This window comes from Amycolatopsis sp. NPDC052450 (assembly GCF_044547565.1).
Lineage (GTDB): Bacteria > Actinomycetota > Actinomycetes > Mycobacteriales > Pseudonocardiaceae > Amycolatopsis.
The window spans coordinates 295,477-314,794 of sequence record NZ_JBIUAQ010000007.1; the positions used below are offsets into that span (position 1 = coordinate 295,477).

General features: G+C 70.3%; 17 protein-coding genes and 1 pseudogene. 6 read left to right on the forward strand and 12 right to left on the reverse strand.

Annotated elements, in window-relative coordinates; all coding sequences use genetic code 11:
• Positions 1 to 16: 16 nt before the first annotated feature.
• Positions 17 to 1,528: an ATP-dependent DNA ligase gene (locus ACIHAO_RS15470; RefSeq protein WP_396558204.1), complete on the reverse strand. Its 1,512-nt coding sequence runs from the start codon at positions 1,526 to 1,528 to the stop codon at positions 17 to 19.
• A gap of 46 nt (positions 1,529 to 1,574) precedes the next feature.
• Positions 1,575 to 2,417, reverse strand: a complete 843-nt coding sequence (locus ACIHAO_RS15475; protein ID WP_396558206.1) for a helix-turn-helix transcriptional regulator — start codon at positions 2,415 to 2,417, stop codon at positions 1,575 to 1,577.
• Positions 2,418 to 2,622: 205 nt separating this feature from the next.
• On the opposite strand from ACIHAO_RS15475, the pseudogene ACIHAO_RS15480 reads away from it, so the two are divergent.
• Positions 2,623 to 3,453: pseudogene (locus ACIHAO_RS15480) on the forward strand (DMT family transporter); the annotation flags it as partial.
• Here ACIHAO_RS15480 and ACIHAO_RS15485 read toward each other — a convergent pair.
• Positions 3,451 to 3,981, reverse strand: coding sequence for an SRPBCC family protein (locus tag ACIHAO_RS15485; protein ID WP_396558208.1), 531 nt, complete (start codon positions 3,979 to 3,981; stop codon positions 3,451 to 3,453). The pseudogene ACIHAO_RS15480 and the gene ACIHAO_RS15485 sit on opposite strands and share 3 nt — an antisense overlap.
• Here ACIHAO_RS15485 and ACIHAO_RS15490 point away from each other — a divergent pair.
• Positions 3,950 to 4,531 (forward strand): TetR/AcrR family transcriptional regulator, encoded by a 582-nt coding sequence (locus ACIHAO_RS15490; protein ID WP_396558210.1) that lies wholly within the window; start codon positions 3,950 to 3,952, stop codon positions 4,529 to 4,531. The genes ACIHAO_RS15485 and ACIHAO_RS15490 overlap by 32 nt on opposite strands.
• Here the strand turns inward: ACIHAO_RS15490 and ACIHAO_RS15495 are convergent.
• A complete protein-coding gene (locus ACIHAO_RS15495) occupies positions 4,528 to 5,925 on the reverse strand; it encodes a class II fumarate hydratase (RefSeq protein WP_396558212.1) in 1,398 nt (465 codons plus the stop codon). The two genes, ACIHAO_RS15490 and ACIHAO_RS15495, sit on opposite strands and share 4 nt — an antisense overlap.
• Before the next feature lie 113 nt (positions 5,926 to 6,038).
• Between ACIHAO_RS15495 and ACIHAO_RS15500 the strand changes: the two genes are divergently transcribed.
• A complete protein-coding gene (locus ACIHAO_RS15500) occupies positions 6,039 to 7,028 on the forward strand; it encodes an NAD(P)/FAD-dependent oxidoreductase (RefSeq protein WP_396558214.1) in 990 nt (329 codons plus the stop codon).
• Between the two features lie 61 nt (positions 7,029 to 7,089).
• Here ACIHAO_RS15500 and ACIHAO_RS15505 read toward each other — a convergent pair whose 3' ends face one another.
• From ACIHAO_RS15505 to ACIHAO_RS15530, 6 genes are all read right to left on the reverse strand, one after another.
• The gene (locus ACIHAO_RS15505; protein WP_396558216.1) at positions 7,090 to 7,869 is read right to left on the reverse strand and encodes a S1 family peptidase; all 780 of its coding nucleotides are present in this window, start codon (positions 7,867 to 7,869) and stop codon (positions 7,090 to 7,092) included.
• A gap of 9 nt (positions 7,870 to 7,878) precedes the next feature.
• Positions 7,879 to 8,949 carry a class II fructose-bisphosphatase gene (glpX, locus tag ACIHAO_RS15510; protein WP_199754253.1) on the reverse strand — a complete coding sequence of 357 codons (1,071 nt, stop codon included), beginning with the start codon at positions 8,947 to 8,949 and terminating at the stop codon, positions 7,879 to 7,881.
• 84 nt (positions 8,950 to 9,033) lie between these two features.
• Positions 9,034 to 9,255, reverse strand: a complete 222-nt coding sequence (locus tag ACIHAO_RS15515) for an exodeoxyribonuclease VII small subunit (protein ID WP_396558218.1) — start codon at positions 9,253 to 9,255, stop codon at positions 9,034 to 9,036.
• Entirely contained in the window at positions 9,252 to 9,653 is a 402-nt protein-coding gene (locus ACIHAO_RS15520; RefSeq protein ID WP_396558220.1) for a hypothetical protein, read from the reverse strand. The genes ACIHAO_RS15515 and ACIHAO_RS15520 overlap by 4 nt, the downstream gene beginning before the upstream one ends.
• Positions 9,650 to 10,915 (reverse strand): exodeoxyribonuclease VII large subunit, encoded by a 1,266-nt coding sequence (gene xseA / locus ACIHAO_RS15525; RefSeq protein WP_125791902.1) that lies wholly within the window; start codon positions 10,913 to 10,915, stop codon positions 9,650 to 9,652. Before xseA ends, ACIHAO_RS15520 begins: the two co-directional genes overlap by 4 nt.
• Positions 10,912 to 11,583: a lipid droplet-associated protein gene (locus tag ACIHAO_RS15530; RefSeq protein WP_396558222.1), complete on the reverse strand. Its 672-nt coding sequence runs from the start codon at positions 11,581 to 11,583 to the stop codon at positions 10,912 to 10,914. Before ACIHAO_RS15530 ends, xseA begins: the two co-directional genes overlap by 4 nt.
• A gap of 151 nt (positions 11,584 to 11,734) precedes the next feature.
• Here ACIHAO_RS15530 and ACIHAO_RS15535 point away from each other — a divergent pair, with 151 nt between their 5' ends.
• Complete coding sequence (locus ACIHAO_RS15535) at positions 11,735 to 12,748, forward strand: 4-hydroxy-3-methylbut-2-enyl diphosphate reductase (RefSeq protein ID WP_199745370.1); 1,014 nt, start codon at positions 11,735 to 11,737, stop codon at positions 12,746 to 12,748.
• Positions 12,749 to 12,838: 90 nt separating this feature from the next.
• Here ACIHAO_RS15535 and ACIHAO_RS15540 read toward each other — a convergent pair whose 3' ends face one another.
• Positions 12,839 to 13,726 carry a DUF6542 domain-containing protein gene (locus ACIHAO_RS15540; protein WP_396558224.1) on the reverse strand — a complete coding sequence of 296 codons (888 nt, stop codon included), beginning with the start codon at positions 13,724 to 13,726 and terminating at the stop codon, positions 12,839 to 12,841.
• A gap of 335 nt (positions 13,727 to 14,061) precedes the next feature.
• The gene (gene rmuC / locus ACIHAO_RS15545) at positions 14,062 to 14,976 is read right to left on the reverse strand and encodes a DNA recombination protein RmuC (RefSeq protein WP_125799405.1); all 915 of its coding nucleotides are present in this window, start codon (positions 14,974 to 14,976) and stop codon (positions 14,062 to 14,064) included.
• A 178-nt stretch (positions 14,977 to 15,154) separates the two neighbouring features.
• Here rmuC and ACIHAO_RS15550 point away from each other — a divergent pair, with 178 nt between their 5' ends.
• Positions 15,155 to 16,306, forward strand: coding sequence for an exonuclease SbcCD subunit D (locus ACIHAO_RS15550; protein ID WP_396558226.1), 1,152 nt, complete (start codon positions 15,155 to 15,157; stop codon positions 16,304 to 16,306).
• On the forward strand, positions 16,303 to 19,254 hold the full coding sequence (locus tag ACIHAO_RS15555; RefSeq protein WP_396558228.1) for an AAA family ATPase: 2,952 nt from the start codon (positions 16,303 to 16,305) through the stop codon (positions 19,252 to 19,254). Before ACIHAO_RS15550 ends, ACIHAO_RS15555 begins: the two co-directional genes overlap by 4 nt.
• Positions 19,255 to 19,318: the final 64 nt, after the last annotated feature.

The window sequence follows — 19,318 nt, forward strand, 5'->3', positions numbered from 1 at the left end:
GACTAATTGCGGGGGTTCAGGGCTTGAGGAGGCCGCGGACGGTGTCGATGGTGTCGGCGTCGGCGGCCTCCTTGTCCGGCCGGTAGCGCACGACGCGCGCGAAGCGCAGCGCCAGCCCGCCCGGATACCGCGTGCTCACCTGGGCCCCGTCGAGTTCGATTTCGACGACGAGCTCCGGCCGTACGTGCACCACCCAGTCCGTTCGGTGGGTCTCGATCTCCTGGAACGTCTTCGTCTGCCAGGCCAGCAGCTCGTCGGTCATGCCCTTGAACGTCTTGCCGACCATGATCGGCGGCCCGCCGTCGGGGTCGCGGGCGCCGAGATGCAGGTTCGACAGCGTGCCGGTGCGCCTGCCGTGCCCCCACTCCGCGGCGAGCACGACCAGGTCGATCGTGTGCACCGGTTTCACCTTGAGCCAAGCGCGCCCGCGGCGGCCCGCCGCGTACGGCGACGCGAGGTCCTTGACCATCACGCCCTCGTGCCCGGCGGCCATCGCCGCGTCCAGCACGCTCTCGGCCGAGGCGGGCGCGATCTCGCCGGGGATGACGTGCTCGCCCGCGACCTGCCGCAGGGCGACGTTCCGTTTCGACAGGGGAGCGTCCAGCAGGTCGACGCCGTCAAGGTGCAGGCAGTCGAAGAAATACGGCCGCAGCAGCAGCGCCTTGACCTGCTCCTCGCGGCTGCTGCCGAACCGGCTCATCGTCTCCTGGAACGGCCTCGGCCTGCCGTCGTCGGTCAGGGCCAGCGTCTCGCCGTCGAGCACCACCGACGTGCAGGGCAAGGAGCGCACGAGATCCACCAGCTCGCCGACGCTGCCGGTGATCTCCCGCAGCGTCCGCGTGTAGATGTGCACCTCGTCGCCGTCGCGGTGGACCTGGATCCGCGCACCGTCCATTTTGTACTCGACGATCGCCTCGGCGTGTTCGGTGATGGCCTCGTCCAGAGACTCCGCCGGGGAGGCCAGCATCGGCCGGATCGGCCTGCCCAGAGCCAGTTTGAACTCCGCCAGCCGCTCCTGGCCGCCCGCCATGGCCGCCAGGCCCGTCACCGGCAGCTGCCCGGACAGCATGAACGCCCGCCGGACGTCCTCGGCCGGGATCTCGGACGCCGCCGCGATGGCGTCCACCATGATCCCTTCGAGCGCGCCTTGGCGCAGCTCGCCGGTGAGCAGCCGGATCAGGAAGTCCTGCTCCTCCTTGGTCATCTTGGCGAACAACGTCCGCAACGTCTCCGCGCGCAGCTTCACCGACCCCGAACCCGACGCCGCCCCCACCGTGCCGAGTGCCGTGTCGACCTCGGCCACGGTCAACGACGGCTCGGCGGCGGGAGCCGTCTTCAGCTCGGCCAGCGTCCGCCAGCCGGCGCCGATGCGGCCCTGCGTCGGCTGCCCGGTGAGGAACGCGATGACCGCCGGCAGCTCCAGCTCGCCCGCGGCACGCAGCACCGCGGCCAGGGTGGCGATCTTCGCCTTCCTGGACCTCGTGGCGGCCAGTTCGGCCGACGCGGTCACCACCGCCGTGAGCAACATGGGTCCATCATGACCCCGGACACCGACAGTTTCGCGCCGAGCGGGTTCAGGCGTGCGCGGGATCGGCGACCCAGCTGGCGAGCAGGCGGAGCGCGCGTTCGCTGTCGGAGCCGGGCTCGGCGGTGTAGATCACCAGGGCCTGGTCCGGATCGTCGGGCAGCCGCAGCGTTTCGTAGCGCAGCCGGAGTTCACCCACGATCGGGTTGATCACGACCTTCCACGCGTGCGCCTTCTCGCGCACGGTTTGCGTCGCCCACAGCTTGCGGAACGCCTCGCTGCCGAGGGAGAGTTCGCCGACCAGCTGGGCGAAGTACGGATCGTCCGGATACTTCCCGGCCTCGGAGCGCAGGTTCGCCACGATCTCTTTCGCCACGGTTCCCCACTCCGGGTGCAGCTCGCGGGCGCGTTCGTCGAGGAAGAACATCTTGGGGATGTTGCGCTCGCCCGCCGGGCGCGCGGCGAAGTCGAAGGAAAGCGCGGTCCCGAGCGAATTCCAGGCCAGCACGTCGCCGTAGCGGTCGAACATGAGCGCCGGGGACTGAATGGCGTTCAGCATCAGCTGGAGTTCCGGCCGGATCCGCCGCGCCTTCGGCCGCGCGACGCGTTTGCGTTTCGGGGCGGCCAGGTTGCGCAGGTAGGTTTCCTCGTCGCGGTGCAGCCGCAACGCCCGGCTCAGCGATTCGAGGACGGAATCGGACACGTTGCGCGCCCGGCCCTGCTCCAGCCGCGTGTAGTAGTCGACGCTGATCCCGGCCAGCTGCGCCAGCTCCTCACGCCGCAGCCCGGCGACCCGCCGCTGGTTGAACCCCGTCGGCAGGCCGAGATCCGCCGGGTCCAGCGCGGCCCTGCGTGCCTTGAGGAAGTCGCCCAGTTCGGCCGTCTCGGTCATGCCGTCGAGTATCCCGGACCGGGCGGGGTGCGTGCCTGGTCCTGACAGACCCAGGCTGGTCGTCGCCGCAGTTCCGTGAAGGACTCCTTGAGGGATTCTGGGTCCCTCAAGGAGTCCTTCACGGACATTCGGCTGACTTATGGTCCGGTCGGGTGTGTGTGATTTGGCTCTTTGGGGCGGGCCAAAGGGTGGGCATCGTGGGGGGATGGACAACGAACGAAGAGGCGTGACGATCGGCGTACTGGGGGTGCTGATCGTCGGCGCGTCCGTGCCGGTGACGGGGATGCTCGACGCGTACCCGGTGATCACCGGACAGGCGCTGCGGTACGCGCTGGCGGGAATCCTCCTGCTGGCGTGGGCGCGGCTGAGCGGGCGTCCGCTGCCGTTGCCGGGGGCGCGCGACGTGTCGTCGCTGCTCGCCCTGGCGGCGACCGGGATGATCGGGTTCCAGGCGTGCCTGCTGTTCGCGCAGCGCTACGCCGAGCCGGGCCTGGTGGCGGCGTTCCTCGGTGGCACGCCGCTCGTGCTCGCGCTCGCCGGCCCGCTGGCCAAGGGGAAACGGCCGTCGTGGGCGCCGGTGACCGGGGCGGTGCTCGCCGGGCTCGGGATCGCCGTGCTGTCCGGCGGGGGTGCGGCGCGCTGGCAAGGGCTGGTGCTCGCGGCGCTGGCGATGGTGTGCGAAGCGCTGTTCACGCTGCTGGCCGTCGGCGTGCTCGAGAGGCTCGGACCGTTGGCGACCGCGACTTGGGGGTGTTTCGCCGCGGGTGCCGGCGGCGCCGTCGTCGGCACGATCGCCGACCCGTCCGGCGCCTGGGCGTGGCCGGACGGGCGTGAACTGATCGCGCTCGGCTACCTGACGGTCGTCGTCACGGCGATCGCGTTTCTTCTTTGGTACTCGGCGGTTTCGATGCTGGGCGCGGACCGGGCAGGGGTGCTGGCCGGGCTGATGCCGGTCTCCGGGCTCGCCGTCTCGCTCCTGCTCGGCATGCAGGATTTCCGTTTCTCCCAAGTGATCGGGGTCGCGCTGGTGTCTTCAGGCGTCGTGATCGGCCTGCGCCGCCGCAAGCTCGATGAGCCTGGCGCATTTGACATCGAAGTGCTTCACGACGTCGCCGCCGATGATCGCGACCATGACCGAGCGCAGCGGCCCGCCGAAGGTGACCTTCTGGACGAACTCCGTCCCGCCGTCGACTTCGGTCAGGCTCAGCACGAGATCCATGGCACCGAGCGGGATCGGCTGGCGGAAGGCGATTTCGCGATGCTCGCTCAGGGACGTGATCGTGAAGGGCTCGGCGACCCGTGAGTGCACTCGGCCGCGGAATCCGTTCGGTACGAGGAAACCGGTCGATCCCACCTCGGCGGGACCGTGCAGTTCGACGCTGACGAGGTCGGGATCCCACTCGGGCCACCGGGCGAAATCGGCCAGTGGCGCCCAGAGCGCGGACGGCGGGCAGGGCAGGATTCCGCGGGAGGTTCTGGTCCAGATCATACCCGGACGATATACGGAACTGTCAGTCTCGTAAACTGTGGGCATGGCGAGAGGCAGGCCGAGGGAAGAGGGCATCGACGACGCGGTCCGCGAGGCCGTGCGGGCGCTGCTGACCGAAACCGGTTACCAGCGCTGCACGATCGACGCGGTCGCGGCGCGGGCGGGGGTCGGCAAGGCGGCGGTGTACCGGCGATGGCGGTCGAAGGCGGAACTCGTGTTCGCCGCGGTGATCCATCCCGTGGAGCTCGAACCGCCGTCGGACACCGGTTCGCTGCGGGGCGACGTGGCCGCGGTCCTCGAAGTGATCCAGTCCTCTTTGGACGGTGCGGAACTGCGGCAGGCGCTGCCTTCGCTGCTCGCCGACGTCCGGGCGGATCCGGTGCTGGAAGCGCGGTTCGGTGAGGTGTTCCTCGGCCGCGAACGCGGATATCTGGTCCAGATGCTGGATCGGGCCGTCGAGAGAGGGGAACTCTCGCGACGGCCCGATCCGGCTCTCGTGCACGCGATCCTGCTCGGCCCGGTGCTGACGTGGCTGCACCTGTTCACCGAGACACCGCCTTCGGGTGGGCTCGCGGCTTCGCTCGCCTCACCGCTCCACGCGGCTGTGGTCGCTCTCGGCGCTTAGCGGCCTCCGCGCGCCATGCGGAGCACGTCGAGGGCTTCGTCCAGTTGGGCTTCGGTGAGCTTGCCGTTCGCGACGTGACCGCGTTCGATCACGACCTCGCGGATCGTCTTCAGCTCCTTGAGGGCCTGCTTCGCGATGGCGGCGGCCTCTTCGTAGCCGATGTATTTGTTGAGCGGCGTCACGATCGACGGCGAACCCTCGGCGTACTCGCGAGAGCGGTCGGCGTTCACCGTCACGCCCGCGAACACCTTGTCCGCCAGCAGGCGCGAGACCGCCGCGAGCAGCCGCGCCGATTCGAGCACGTTGCGCGCGATCACCGGCAGGTTCACGTTGAGCTGGAAGTTGCCCGCCGCCCCCGCGAACGCCACCGCCGCGTCGTTCCCGATCACCTGGGCGACCACCTGCAGCGTCGCCTCCGGGATCACCGGGTTCACCTTGCCCGGCATGATCGACGAACCCGGCTGGAGATCCGGCAGCGCGAGTTCGGCGAGCCCGGTGCGCGGACCGGAACCCAGCCAGCGCAGGTCGTTCGCGATCTTGTTCAGCGACACCGCGACCGTGCGCAGATGCCCGGACGTCTCGACGACGCTGTCCTGCGTCGCCTGCGCCTCGAAGTGGTCGCGCGCTTCGGTCAGCGGAAGACCGGTCACCGAAGCCAGTTCCTGTGAGACCGCCCCGCCGAAGCCTTCGGGCGCGTTCAACCCGGAACCGACCGCGGTCCCGCCGATCGGCAGTTCACCGAGCCGCGGCAGACCCGACTTCAGCCGCTCGACACCGAACCGGACCTGCGATGCCCACGCGCCCGCCTCCTGGCCGAAGGTGATCGGGACGGCGTCCATCAGATGCGTACGGCCGGACTTCACGATGTCTGCCCACTCGGCCGCCCGCGTCTCGATGGCGCCGGCCAGATACTCCAGAGCGGGGATCACATCCGAGAGCACTGCTTCCGTCGCGGCGACGTGGATCGTCGTCGGGAAGGTGTCGTTGGAGGACTGCGAAGCGTTGACGTGGTCGTTCGGGTGCACGTCGCGGCCCAGCGCCTTCGACGCGAGCGTCGCGATGACCTCGTTGGCGTTCATGTTCGACGAGGTCCCGGAACCCGTCTGGAACACGTCGATCGGGAAATGCGCGTCGTGCTTGCCCTCGGCGACCTCGTCCGCGGCCTTCGCGATGGCCTCGGCGACCTCGGCGTCCAGCACGCCGAGCCGCGCGTTGACCCGCGCCGCCGCGGCCTTCAGCAGGCCGAGCGCGCGGATCTGGGCGCGTTCCAGGCCCCGGCCGGAGATCGGGAAGTTCTCGACGGCGCGCTGCGTCTGCGCGCGGTAGAGGGCGTCGACGGGGACGCGCACCTCGCCCATGGTGTCGTGTTCGATCCGGTATTCCTGTTCAGCCATGCCTCAAGTTTCGCGCAGGGACCTCTGGCGCGCTCCGTGTCTTTCGGCACGCGAGGGCTAGGATCGAATGTGTTCTCGATCACGCCGCCCACCACCGGCCGGGAGAGTGCCGAATGAGCGAGTCCGCTGGGGAAACGTCGTACGACCTCGTCATCATCGGGGCCGGTCCGACGGGTCTGTTCGCCGCCTACTACGCGGGATTCCGCGGCCTTTCGATGGCCGTCGTGGATTCACTGCCGGAGGCCGGTGGCCAGGTCACCGCGATGTACCCCGAAAAGATGATCTACGACGTCGGCGGGTTCGCCGAGGTCCGTGGCCGCGATCTGGTGCAGGGCCTGCTCGAACAGGCGGCGCCGTTCAAACCCGCGTATCTGCTCGGACGCAAGGCCGAAAAACTCGAAAGCGTCGAAGGCGGCGTCACCATCACCCTCGACGGCGGACAGATCCTGCGCGCCGGCGCGGTGCTGATCACCGCCGGGATCGGCGAGTTCACCCCGCGGCCGCTGCCCGCCGGTGACGGCTGGCTCGGGCGCGGCATGGTCCATTTCGTGCCCTCGTTGAAGGCGCACGAAGGGCAGCACGTGGTCGTCGTCGGCGGCGGGGACTCGGCGTTCGACTGGGTGCTCGCACTGCATCCGGTCGCCGCGAACGTCACCCTCGTGCACCGGCGCGCGAAATTCCGCGCCGCCGAGTCGATCGTGCGGCAGGCACGGGAACTCGGCGTGCGGATCATCACCGACGCCGAGGTCACCCGGTTCTCCGACCGCGACGGCACGCTGGCGGAAGTCGAGGTCCAGGTCAAGGGTTCGGAGCCCGAGGTGCTGCGCGCCGACACGGTCGTCGCCGCGCTCGGTTTCACCGCGGACCTCGGGCCGATCGAAAGCTGGGGACTCCAGATCGACCACCGCGCGATCGCCGTCGACTCGACCATGGCGACCCCGCGGGAGCGCGTCTACGCCGCGGGCGACGTCGCGGCGTATCCGGGGAAGGTGAAGCTGATCGCGACCGGGTTCGGGGAAGCGGCGACGGCGGTGAACAACATCGCGGTCATGCTGGACCCGGACGCGCATCTGTTCCCTGGGCACTCCAGTAACGCGGAGTAGCGCGCGCAATGAAGGGGCCTTTCATCGCAAAATTTGCAATGAAAGGCCCCTTCATTGCACTTCAGGCAGGCGGAGCGGGCGTAGGCGGAGTGATCTTCTCCGCGATCCACTGCGCGTAGGCCACCACCGAAGTCGCGATCGAGGGCGAGGTCGCGCACACCGGGTCGGCGTTCCCCGGACGGCTGATCGTGCCGAGCAGCACCCACTTCCCGTCGACCTTGGCGATCTCCGGCCCGCCGGAATCCCCGTAGCACGAGCCCGAATTCCCGCCGGGGTTGTCGGTGCACAGCTCGACGGCGCCGTCGAATTTCGCGGTGCAGCGCACACCTTCGACGATCTTCGTGTCCAGTTGCTGCAGTTTCGCCGTCCCCTTGCCGCAACCCGAAGCCGGGCACGTCTGACCCCAGCCGAGCAGCCGCGTCGGCGTCCCCGGCGCCACGACGGCGCCGATCGTGATCGGCGCCGTCTTCACCGGGGCGGCCAGCCGCACCAGGGCGAGATCGCCGCCCGCGTGCTCGGGCGCGGGGTTGTAGGACGGGTTCACGACGATTTCGGCGGGCTTCGCGATCTCGCCGCCCTGGGTGTTGTCGTTGCTGCCGATCCGCGCGCTCAGGTTCGCCGGGTTCTTGCCCTCGACGCAGTGCCCGGCCGTCACCAGCCAGTCCGCCGCGATCAGCGTCCCGGCGCAGAAGATCTTGCCGGAGGCCGAATGCAGGGAAGCGACGAACGGATACGGCTCGTCGGCCTCTCTGCCGCCGACGAGGTCGCCCGCGCCCGTGGCCTGTCCGACCGGCGTGAGGACCATCGCCGCGAGCAGGACCACGAGCACGCGCTTCAGCACGGATTCTCCTTAGGGGAGCGGGGGAACGACGTCGTCTTCCAGTGAATCGTCGAGGTGGCCGTCGAAGTTGACGGACGAGTACGAGCGGAGCTTGGTCAGCCGGTGGTAGCCGTCGATCATCCGGACCGTGCCGGACTTCGAGCGCATCACGATCGACTGGGTGGTCGCGCCGCCCGCGCGGTAGTGCACGCCGCGCAGCAGGTCGCCGTCGGTGACCCCGGTGGCGCAGAAGAACACGTTGTCGCCGCGGACGAGGTCGTCGTTGCCGAGCACGCGGTCGAGGTCGTGGCCCGCGGCCAGCGCCTTCTCGCGCTCCGCGTCGTCCTTCGGCCACAGGCGGCCCTGCAGTTCGCCGCCGAGGCACTTCATCGCGCAGGCCGCGATGATGCCTTCGGGGGTGCCGCCGATGCCGAGCAGCATGTCGACGCCGGTGCTCGGCCGCGCCGCGGCGATCGCGCCCGCGACGTCGCCGTCGGAGATGAACCGGATCCGGGCACCCGCCTCGCGGACCTCTTGGATCAGCTTTTCGTGGCGCGGCCTGTCGAGGATGCACACGGTGACGTCGGAGACGCTGGAGTTCTTGGCCTTCGCGACCCGGCGGATGTTCTCCGCGACCGGGGCGGCCAGGTCGACCTTGCCCGCGGCGTCGGGGCCGACGGCGAGCTTCTCCATGTAGAACACCGCGGACGGGTCGAACATCGCGCCGCGTTCGGCGACCGCGAGCACGGCCAGCGCGTTCGGCATGCCCTTGGCCATCAGGGTCGTCCCGTCGACCGGGTCGACCGCGACGTCGCAGTCGGGTCCGTCGCCGTTGCCGACCTCTTCCCCGTTGAACAGCATCGGGGCTTCGTCCTTCTCGCCCTCGCCGATGACGACGACACCGCGCATCGACACGGTCGAGACCAGCTGGCGCATCGCGTCCACGGCGGCACCGTCCCCGCCGATCTTGTCCCCGCGCCCCACCCAGCGGCCCGCGGCCATCGCGGCGGCTTCGGTCACTCGGACCAGTTCCATCGCGAGGTTGCGATCGGGCGCTTCAGGGCGTCGAGAAGAGCTGGCGGACGAGGTGGGGGTGGGCATGAGGCCTCCCGGGTCAGGAACTCGGCGGGGTCACAGTCTCTCAGATACCCACGGCTGTTCGGTGGCACACGAGCATGGTGAACGTCACTGACCGTTGCCGGTCTCGTCCTCGACGGAGGACAGCGCCGCCTCGATCCGCTCACGCGCGCCCTCGAGGTGGTGCTCGCAGACCTTCGCCAGCTGCTCGCCCTTCTCCCACAGGGCGAGCGACTGTTCCAGGGACAGCCCGCCCGCTTCGAGCTCGCGGACGACTTCCACCAGCCTGTCGCGGGCCTGTTCGTAGCCGAGTTCGGCGGTGTCGCTCACGCTGTGCTTCCTTCTACCGGACGTCGGTGCTTGCCGATACCCGCGCACACTACCGCGCCGGCCATGGCGTTGTCGTAACCCACGAAGGCGAGAGCGAACTCCTGGCCGTCACCCTCCGCGATCGCCGAGACGAGGTTCTCCTGGGCGCGTGCCACCCGTTTGCGGTGCGCGGTGCCGTCCGCGAACCACCATCGGGTGCCGACGTGCTCGGCCGTCGCTTCGGAGAGTTTGCGCAGCTGCGCGTCGAGGCCACGTTTCGTGGAGAACTCACATCCCGCGAGCAGCACCGTCCAGCACTCGGCGGCGGCGCGGTCGGTCAGCCACGCGTTGCGTAGTACCTCCGGCGCGTCCGCGCGCTCCGCGGCGTCGATGGTCAAAGGCAGGAAACTCGCCGTCAACGCTCCTCCTCCGGCACGCCCGAGACGACGGCGCCGAGCGCGCCGTCGACCACACGGACGCGCAGTTTCGCGCCGTCCGCGACTTCGGAGACGGACCGGAGTACCTGGAGGTTGCCTTGCTCGTCGGTGTACTGCACCACGGCGTAGCCGCGTTCGAGGGTCGCCGCCGGGCCGAGCGCGGTCAGCCGCGCGCGGGCGCTGGCGATTTCGGCCTGGTCCTTGGCGAGCAGGGTGAGCATCGCGCGGCGGCCGCGTTCGCGGTGGATCTCGACGTCGTCCGAACGCCGCTGGATCGGGCCGAGCGGATCGGCGAGCACGGGACGGCTGCGCATCTGGGTCAGCAGCCTGACCTGGGTGTCCACCCAGCCGTGCAGGGCGCGGCGGCCGCGATCACGCATCTGGTGGACGCGCTGGGTCTCCTCGCGGACGTCGGGCACGATCCGCTTGCTGGCGTCGGTCGGCGTCGAGCAGCGGAGATCGGCGACGTGGTCGAGCAGCGGGGTGTCGGGTTCGTGCCCGATGGCGCTGACCACCGGGGTCCCGGCCGCGGAGACCGCGCGGCACAGGGCCTCGTCGGAGAACGGCAGCAGGTCTTCCACGCTGCCGCCGCCGCGCGCGATCACGATCACGTCGATATCCGGGTCACGGTCCAGTTTGGACAGTGCCTGGAGGATCTGCGGGACCGCGAGCGAACCCTGCACGGCGGTGTTGATCACCTTGAACGCGACATGCGGCCAGCGGGACTGCGCGTTCACCAGCACATCACGTTCGGCGGCGGAGGCGCGGCCGGTGATCAGGCCGATTCCCTTGGGCAGGAACGGGATCTTGCGTTTGCGCTCCGGCGCGAACAGGCCCTCGGCGGCCAGCAGCCGCCGCAGCCGCTCGATCCGCGCGAGCAGTTCGCCGATGCCGACCGCGCGGATCTCGTTGGCACGCAGGCTCAGCGAACCGCGGTTCATGAAGAACGTCGGCTTCGCGTGCACCACGACGCTCGCGCCCTCGCGCAACGGCGGTTCGATCGTGCGCAGCAGGCCCATCGGGCAGGTCACCGACATCGAGACGTCCGCCGACGGGTCGCGCAGCGTCAGGAACGCGGTGTTGGTGCCCTGGCGGGCCGAGATCTGCGTGACCTGGCCCTCGACCCAGACCGCGCCGAGCCGGTTGATCCACTCGCCGACCTTGCGCGCGACCGTGCGGACCGGCCACGGGTTCTCGGCGGTGGTGGACGGACCGGCCTGAGCGGCGGCGGGCTCGGCGCTCACCGGCCTTCCGCGCTGTCGCCGTCGCTCTCGGCCTTCTTCACGTTCCCGATCCGGCGCGCGAGCATGCCGACGAACGACGGCCTGTCGGCGTTCGCGCGTTCGTAGGTCAGGAGTTCCTCCAGCTGCGCGAGGTCGAACCGGCGCAGGCGGGCGCGCAGCTGCGGCAGGGTGAGCGTGTCGTAGTCGTCCAGCCCGGCGGGGTTCGCGTCGACGAGCGCCGCGGAACTGTCGAACTCGCCGTCGGCGTGGTCCTCGGCGAGCGCGCGCTCCTCCTCGGCCCACGGATCCTCGGTGAGCGCTTCGAGGTCGGGGAGGTGGCCGTTGGTCTCGGCGCGCGGCCGGGGAACCTCGGGGTTCTCGGCGTCCTCCCTCAGCGGGATGACGCACGAGTCGCGTTCGTAGCGGCGTTCGCCGACGTCGGGCGGGAGATCCTCGTCGAAGGTGGCCCAGCTGGGCGTGTCCTCGACCGGGCGGAGGACGGACAGCGCGTCGTCGCCCTTGATCGCGAGTTCGGTGACGTGCTGCTGCACGCGCATGGAGAACTGGAGCACCTGGCTGACCACCGTGACAGGGAGCCCGGTGAGCTGCTTGGGGAGTTCGCGAACCCGCTCGGCGGTGGTGACGGCGAGGCCCGCGGCGACCCGGAGGGGGAGCGGGAGAGGCTTCATGCGTCCAGCCTGCCGTATTTGGGCCATCCTGCCCAACCGAACGGGTGGGTCGGCTCACCCGACGTGACTCCACGCACATCCTTTCGAGGGGTTCCCTGGTCACCTGAACGTGAGTGCGAGGAGCCCCCAGGGCAGCCCGTACCCTGGGGGCATGAGTTCTGCGAGTCCCGGAATCACGCCAGCCGGCAGCCCGACGATCACCGAGTCCGGTGTGCCGGCAGGTGGCAAACGTGTCCTGCTCGCCAAGCCCCGCGGTTACTGCGCGGGGGTCGACCGCGCGGTCATCGCCGTCGAGAAGGCACTCGAGCTCTACGGCGCACCGGTGTACGTGCGCAAGGAGATCGTGCACAACCGGCACGTCGTGGAGACCCTGCGCGACCGCGGCGTGATCTTCGTCGACGAGACCTCCGAGGTGCCGGAAGGCGCGTTGGTGGTGTTCTCCGCGCACGGCGTCTCGCCCGCGGTGCACGCCGAGGCGGCCGAGCGCAACCTGCGGACCATCGACGCGACCTGCCCGCTGGTGACGAAGGTGCACAAGGAAGTCAACCGGTTCGCGAAGGACGACTACGACATCCTCCTGATCGGCCACGAAGGTCACGAAGAGGTCGAAGGCACGGCCGGCGAGGCTCCCGACAAGGTGCAGCTCGTTGACACCGCCGAGGACGTCGACAAGGTCGAGGTCCGCGATCCGTCGAAGGTCATCTGGCTGTCGCAGACCACCCTTTCGGTGGACGAGACCATGGAGCGCGTCGATCAGCTGCGGGACAAGTTCCCCGGCTTGGCCGACCCGCCCAGTGACGACATCTGCTACGCCACCACGAACCGTCAGGTCGCGGTCAAGGCCATGGCCGCCGAGTGCGACCTGGTGCTGGTGGTCGGCTCGACGAACTCGTCCAACTCGAAGCGGCTGGTCGAGGTCGCGCTGAAGGCGGGGGCACGCGCGTCGCACCTGGTCGACTTCGCGCACGAAGTCGACGAAGCGTGGCTCGAAGGCGTCGAGACCGTCGGCGTCACCAGCGGTGCTTCGGTGCCGGAGGTGCTGGTCATGGATCTGCTGGCGTGGCTGGCCGAGCGCGGCTGGGACAACGTCGACGAGGTCACCACGGCCAACGAGAAGATCGCGTTCGCGCTGCCGCACGAGCTGCGCAAGGCCGCCAAGGCCTGACGACCCTTACGAAAAAGGGCCGCCCGAGGAATTCCTCGGACGGTCCTTTTCGCTGTTCAGCGGCTCAGCTGAGAGCAAAGGTCCCTTGCTTCACCGCTCGTCGTCCCAGGGGCGGCGGCGCGGCGGCTGCCCTCCGCGGCGCGGGTCGTCCGCACGCGGCGGACGGCGGCGCGGGGCACCGGGGGCGCTTTCGCCGCGCGGGTCGCGGCGACGGGGTTCGCCGTCTTCAGGCGGCCGCGGCCGCCGAGGCTGACGTCCCGGGGGCGGCGGTTTGCGGGCGCCGGGTTCGGCGTCGCGGCGGGGGCGTCGCTCGTCGTCGACAGGACGACGGCGGGGCGGCGCGCCCTCTCGCGACGCACCGTCTCGCGGAGCGCCACGGCGGGAAGGCGGGGGCGGGGTCTGCCCGGTCCGGGACGCGGGGCGGCCACGACCCGGCGCGGCGGCCGCGGGACGGACGGCGGGCTTGGCCTCGTCGCGACGTTCCGGTTTGGTACCCGGCTTCACCTTCACCGGGGCGTCGGGATCGCGTTCCCGGTAGATCCGGAAGACGCCGATCGCCAAGGTGACGCCGGTGGTGATGGCCATCGTCGGGAAGCCGTTGATCAGCGGCGTTCCGACGTCGAAGGCTCTCGAAAGCAGGTCCGTGCCCTTGCTGCCGTCCGAGGTCAGGAGGATCACTCCCGGGACGGTCACGGCGAGGACCAGGGGCGGCTGCACCATCGGGCCGAACAACCCGCGGCGCTGGACGGCCACCACGGCGGCCACCGCGCCGAGCGCGTAGCAGGCTTTGAACAGCAGACCCAGGTCCTTCTGCAGCATCATGTCGACGAAGGCGCCAAGGATGGCGAGCCCGAAGCCGACCAGGACGGCAGCCCACCAGGGCAGCCCGCGCCTGGCGCCGACGAGCGGACGCTCGTCCCAGGCAACGGGGACGTCGTCGGCATCAGGATCGCTCTGGCGATCGCGAATCGCGGTCACAGGCCCCACCGTATATCCAAGCTGCGGGCATACCGCCAACAGGCGGTGTGTCTATCGCCTGGTAGTGGTCATTCCGCACCACCCGTACGGGCTGTCCGGGTGTTTACGGGAGGTACTACGAGTAAGTGGCCGACAAGGTTGTCAGGCCGGGCGAAATGGAGCCTCCGATTCCGGAAATCGCAGGTGGGAAAGGCTGTGCTCGGCCGTGCGGTACGGGCGCGCCGGCCGCCGGAAGTACATGAAGGGGTCCTTCATGTACTGGGGACGGTGTGAAGGTCGAGTTCCCTCGGCTGAGCCGAGGGAAGGGGGCCTTCACGCGCCGCCGTCCTGAACACTCACGAGGCCGGGAGTTCGTCCGCCTTCCTGATCAGCGGGACCGCCGCCGGGCTGCCCGCGGCGTCCGTCAGCGGGGAGACCGTGCTCCGGAAGCTCTCGAGCGCCTCCAGTTCCCGCCGCCGGGCCGAGATGAAGCGCTGCAGGTGGGTGCTCGACAGGTTCAGCGCGTCGACCGCGTTGCCCGCGGCCCGGTGCGCGGCCGCGGCGCCCGCCCGGACCTGCTCGACGTCCTCGACCAGTGCCCGCTCGGTCGCGGCGAACAGCGCGGCGGAAGCCAGTACGGCGAATCCGGTCGGCCCGCAGACGAAGACCCGCCTGTCCAGCATCCAGCGCAGCAGTTCCGGGTCGGTGTCCAGCGCGGCCACCACGGCCGCGTCGGACGGGACGAACATGATCGTCCCGTAGATCGCGTCGGCCCAGCGTTGGTAGCCCTTGCCCGCCAACTCGGCCGCCCGCGACCGGAGCTGCCGGACGTGGACGCGCAGCGCGTCCAGCCGTTCCTCCGGGTCGTTCGTTTCGACGGCCTCGGCCCAGCAGGCCATGCTGGCCTTCGCGTCGACCGGGACGGTCCGGCCGCCGCCGACCCGCAGCACCATGTCCGGTTTCGCGGCGCCGCCGCCCGCCAGATCCGTTTGCAGGGTGAAGTGCAGTTCCTCGCGGAGCCCGAGCGCGCGTGCGGTCTCCAGGAGCACCTGTTCGCCCAGTTCGCCGCGGCCGCTGATCGAGGCGAACGCCACCTCGTACCGGCGCAGCGCGAGCTGCTGCTGATCCGCCTTCGACCGTTCGGCGGCGACCAGTTTCGCCGCCGCGTCCGCCCGCCGCATGCCGTCGTTGTACAGCCGCCACAGCAGCGCGACGGCCGCGAGCAGCAGCAACGCGAGCACGACGGCCGCGGTGGTGATCACCGTCGCCACCGGTACCTCCCCTCCGGATCCGAGTCGGGGACATCATGGCGGAACCCACCGACAAAAACGCAGCGGCGCGGTCGCGCTCCGTATCTGACCTGCGCCGTCCCCGGCGTGTCGGAAAGCGCGGTGCCGCCAAGGGCGCGCCTCCCCTCTCCGGCCGGTGCGCGGCCCTACCTTGGGCTGCGTGAAGCTCCTGCACACGTCCGACTGGCATATCGGCCGTACCTTCCACGGCGCCGATCTGCTCGCCGAACAGGAAGCCGTGCTCGGCCACGTCGCCGATCTCGTGATCGCCGAGGCGGTCGACGTCGTGCTCGTGTCCGGGGACATCTACGACCGCGCGGTGCCCTCGGCGGAGGCCGTCCGGGTGGCCACGACCGCGCTGGGCAGGATCCGGCAGGCCGGGGCGAAACTGGTGATGACCCCTGGCAACCACGACTCCGCGCCGCGGCTGGGCGCGTTCGCCGAATTCGCCGCGGCGGGCGGTCTGTACCTGCGTGCCACGATCGACGGTCTCGCCGAACCGGTGCTGCTGCCCGACGAACACGGCGAGGTCGCGCTCTACGGGATCCCGTACCTCGAACCGGAGCCCGCGCGCCACGCCCTCGGCGTGCCCGAGGCCCGCGGCCACACCGGCGTGCTCACCGAGGCGATGCGGCGGATCCGGGAGGATCTCGCCACCCGGCCGTCCGGGACGCGGTCGGTGGTGCTCGCGCACGCCTTCGTCACCGGCGGCGAGCCGACCGAATCCGAGCGGACCATCGCGGTCGGCGGCGTCGAACAGGTGCCGGGTTCGGTGTTCGACGGCGTCGATTACGTCGCACTGGGCCACCTGCACGGCCCGCAGACCCTCGCCGAGCACCTGCGCTATTCGGGCAGTCCGCTGGCGTACTCGTTTTCCGAGACACGCCAACGGAAATCCGTCTGGCTGGTGGATCTGGACGCCGGCGGGCTCGCCGAGGTCCGGCGCCACGAACTGCCGGTGCCGCGACATCTCGCGATGCTGCGCGGCGAGCTGGCGGACCTCCTTGCGGATCCGGAGCACGACGGCCTCACCGAACACTTCCTCTCCTTCACGGTGACCGACCGGGTCCGCCCGATCGACGCCATGCGCCAACTGCGTGAGCGGTTCCCGTACGCCGTGCACATGGACTGGCAGCCGGAGGGCGGGCATGACGGAGCCGCGCTGAAGTACGCCGAAGCCGTCCGCGGGCGGTCCGACGTCGAGATCACGCGCAGTTTCCTGGAGGACTGCCGCGGATCCGCGCCGTCGGCCAGCGAGGAGCGGCTGGTGCTGGCGGCGCTGGGCGCCGCGGGCAGGGAGCGCGAAGTATGAGGTTGCACCGGTTGGAGGTCGCCGCTTTCGGGCCGTACGCGGGCCGCGAGGTGGTGGACTTCGACGCGCTCGGCGCCGACGGTCTGTTCCTGCTGCACGGTGACACCGGCGCGGGGAAGACGACCCTGCTCGACGCCATCGCGTTCGCGCTGTTCGGCACGGTTCCCGGCGCACGTGGCGAGGTCAAACGGCTGCGCTGCGATCTCGCCGAGCCCGACCAGGTCACCGAGGTCGTCCTCGAACTGACCGTGCAGGGCCAGCGGATGCGGATCGCGCGGAACCCCGAGTACCAGCGGCCCAAGCGCCGCGGCGAGGGAATGACCCTCCAGCAGGCGAAGGCGGTGCTGAGCTGGGTCGGCACGGTGCCCGCCGGACACGTCGCCGAAGGCATCACCCGCATCGACGAGGTGGCGCGCACCGTCGAACGGCTCATCGGCATGACGCACGAGCAGTTCTTCCAGGTGGTCTTGCTGCCGCAGGGCGAATTCGCCCGGTTCCTGCGGGCGAACACGGCCGAGCGCGAGGAGTTGCTGGAGCGGCTGTTCGGCACCGAGCGGTTTTCCGACGTCGAGAACTGGTTCGCGAATCTGCGCGCCGAACGTGGCCGCGAGCTGTCGGCGCGGCAGCAGTCGTTGCGGGAGTGGGTCGCGCGGTTCGCGCAGGTCGCACAGGAGGAAGCGCCGGAAGAGGGCCAGGCCGAGTGGGTCGACGCGGTGCTCGCCGAGTCGGCCGAGCGGGTCGCCAAGGCACAGGAGCGGGAAGCGAAAGCCCGCGCGGCGGCGAAAACGGCCGAGATCGTCTGGCAGGAGAACCGGTCGGCCGCTGAACGTATCCGCCGGGTGCGCACCGCGTACACCCGCCTTTCGGCGATCGCCGAGCAGGCGGGGCAGCGCGCGGAGTGGGCGGAAGAGGTCGAGGCGGCACATCGGGCCGCCGCGGTGGCCGCCGACGCCGACCTCCTCGAACGCAGGCTGGCTCAGCTCGCGGAGGCCGAGTCCGCGGAAGCTCTCCGTGCTCAGGAAGTGCCCGACGCCGCGGACAGTTCCGCCGCCGAACTTCGCGCTCGCGCCGGCAGTCTGCGTGAAGAGGCGGGTGCGCTCGCCGAACTCGTGGCGGAAAGCGAGCAACAGCAACGGGATCTGGCTCGTCTGGCGCAGCTGGACGCCGCCGCGGCGAAGGCGCGAAAGCAGGCCGAAGACTTCGCCGCCGAATTGGGCACCGTGCCGGAGAAGCTCGCGGCCTCGCGGGCCGAAGAGGCCGCTGCCGCCGAGGCCAACGCGAAGCTCGACGGTGCCCGCACCCGTGCCGACGAACTGACCGCGCTGGTGCGCGACGCCGACGAAGTGCCTCGGGCGCGACAGGCCGTCACGCAGGCGCGCGAAGTGGTCGGTGAAGCCGTGGACGGTCATCAGAACGCCCGTCAGCACCGGCTGGACCTGCGGGAGCGGCGCCTGGAAGGGATGGCGGCCGAACTCGCCGCCGGTCTGCACGCCGGTGAGGACTGCCCGGTCTGCGGGGCGACCGACCATCCGTCGCCGGCGACGCATACCGGCGGTCTGGTCGATCCCGAGGACGAACGCCGCGCCGAAGTCGCGGAACAGCAGGCGCACGTGCGGCGTGAAAAGGCGAAAGCCGCGTTGCAGGAAGCCGAAAACCGCCTGGCGGTCCTGGTCGAGCGGCTGGGCGAGCACACCGCCGAGACACTGCGGGCCGAACTCGGCGAGGCACGCGATCTGGTCGCCACGCTGTCCGAGGCGGCTCGTCGGAAGCCCGCTCTCGAGGCGCAGGTCGGTGCGCTGGAACGGAAGATCGAGCAGCTGACCGAACGTCGCCGCACCGCCGAGCGGACCGCCGTCGAGGTCGAGACCGAGGCCCGAGGCCTCGTCGAACGGCTGGCCGAACGCGAAGAACGGTTGGAATCCGCACGCGGCGAGTTCGCCGACGTCGGGGCGAAGCGTCGGCACCTGCTCGGCTTCGCGACCCGTCTCGACGCGCTGGCCGAAGCACGGCTCGCCGTCGCCGGCGCCCGCGAACGCCGCGACGAGCAAGCGAAACTGGTCAAGGAAGCTTTGCGCGCCAAGGGTTTCGCGGATCTCGACGAAATGCGCGCCGCGTCGCGGCCGGACGAGCAGATCACGAAACTGGAGAACAGCCTCGCCGACGCCAAGATGATGGAAGAGACCGAACGCCGCAGGCTGGCCGAACCGGAACTGTTCGGCATCTCACCGGAGGACGAGATCGACGTCGCGACTTCGGAGGAAGCGGCGCGGGACACCCGGGGCGAGGCCGAACGGGCGTTCGCGGCACTGCGGGCGGCCACGACCCGGCACACGGACCTGACCGGGCTGGCCGAGCGGATGACGTCCTTCATGGCGGAACTGGCGCCGGTCGAAGAGCGGTATCGCGAACTGAAGGCGCTGGCCGAGGTGGTCAACGGGCGCGGGCAGAACGCGCGCAAGATGTCGCTGCGCTCGTACGTCCTCGCCGCTCGGCTGGAGGAAGTCGCGGTCGCGGCGACCGCTCGCCTGCGGACGATGAGCCAGGGCCGCTACTCCTTCGTGCACTCCGACGCCGCCGGGGCGCGGGGCACCCGAGGCGGGCTCGGCCTCGACGTACTCGACGACTACTCCGGCACCGTCCGGCCCGCGAAGACACTCTCCGGTGGCGAGTCCTTCCTCGCGTCGCTCTCACTGGCACTGGGCCTCGCCGACGTCGTCGCCGCCGAAACCGGCGGAGCGCTACTGGACACACTGTTCATCGACGAGGGCTTCGGCACGCTGGACGCCGAGACGCTCGACATCGTCATGAACATCCTCGACGAGCTTCGCGCCGGCGGTCGCGTGGTCGGGCTGGTGTCGCACGTGGAGGAACTACGGCAGCGGATCCCGACGCGGCTGCGGATCCGGAAGTCGCGTACGGGCTCTTCGGTGGAGATCCACGCCGCCTGACCCGCTCCTCGCGCGCTAGGAAAGGACCGTTCCTTGCAAAATTTGCAAGGAACGGTCCTTTCCT

What these genes read in the sequence shown, in the direction of transcription:
- ACIHAO_RS15470 (WP_396558204.1), bottom strand. Translation starts at nt 1,528, where the DNA reads ATGTTGCTCACGGCGGTGGTGACCGCGTCGGCCGAACTGGCCGCCACG.
- ACIHAO_RS15475 (WP_396558206.1), bottom strand. Translation starts at nt 2,417, where the DNA reads ATGACCGAGACGGCCGAACTGGGCGACTTCCTCAAGGCACGCAGGGCC.
- ACIHAO_RS15490 (WP_396558210.1), top strand. Translation starts at nt 3,950, where the DNA reads ATGGCGAGAGGCAGGCCGAGGGAAGAGGGCATCGACGACGCGGTCCGC.
- ACIHAO_RS15485 (WP_396558208.1), bottom strand. Translation starts at nt 3,981, where the DNA reads ATGCCCTCTTCCCTCGGCCTGCCTCTCGCCATGCCCACAGTTTACGAG.
- ACIHAO_RS15495 (WP_396558212.1), bottom strand. Translation starts at nt 5,925, where the DNA reads ATGGCTGAACAGGAATACCGGATCGAACACGACACCATGGGCGAGGTG.
- ACIHAO_RS15500 (WP_396558214.1), top strand. Translation starts at nt 6,039, where the DNA reads ATGAGCGAGTCCGCTGGGGAAACGTCGTACGACCTCGTCATCATCGGG.
- glpX (WP_199754253.1), bottom strand. Translation starts at nt 8,949, where the DNA reads ATGCCCACCCCCACCTCGTCCGCCAGCTCTTCTCGACGCCCTGAAGCG.
- ACIHAO_RS15530 (WP_396558222.1), bottom strand. Translation starts at nt 11,583, where the DNA reads ATGAAGCCTCTCCCGCTCCCCCTCCGGGTCGCCGCGGGCCTCGCCGTC.
- ACIHAO_RS15535 (WP_199745370.1), top strand. Translation starts at nt 11,735, where the DNA reads ATGAGTTCTGCGAGTCCCGGAATCACGCCAGCCGGCAGCCCGACGATC.
- ACIHAO_RS15555 (WP_396558228.1), top strand. Translation starts at nt 16,303, where the DNA reads ATGAGGTTGCACCGGTTGGAGGTCGCCGCTTTCGGGCCGTACGCGGGC.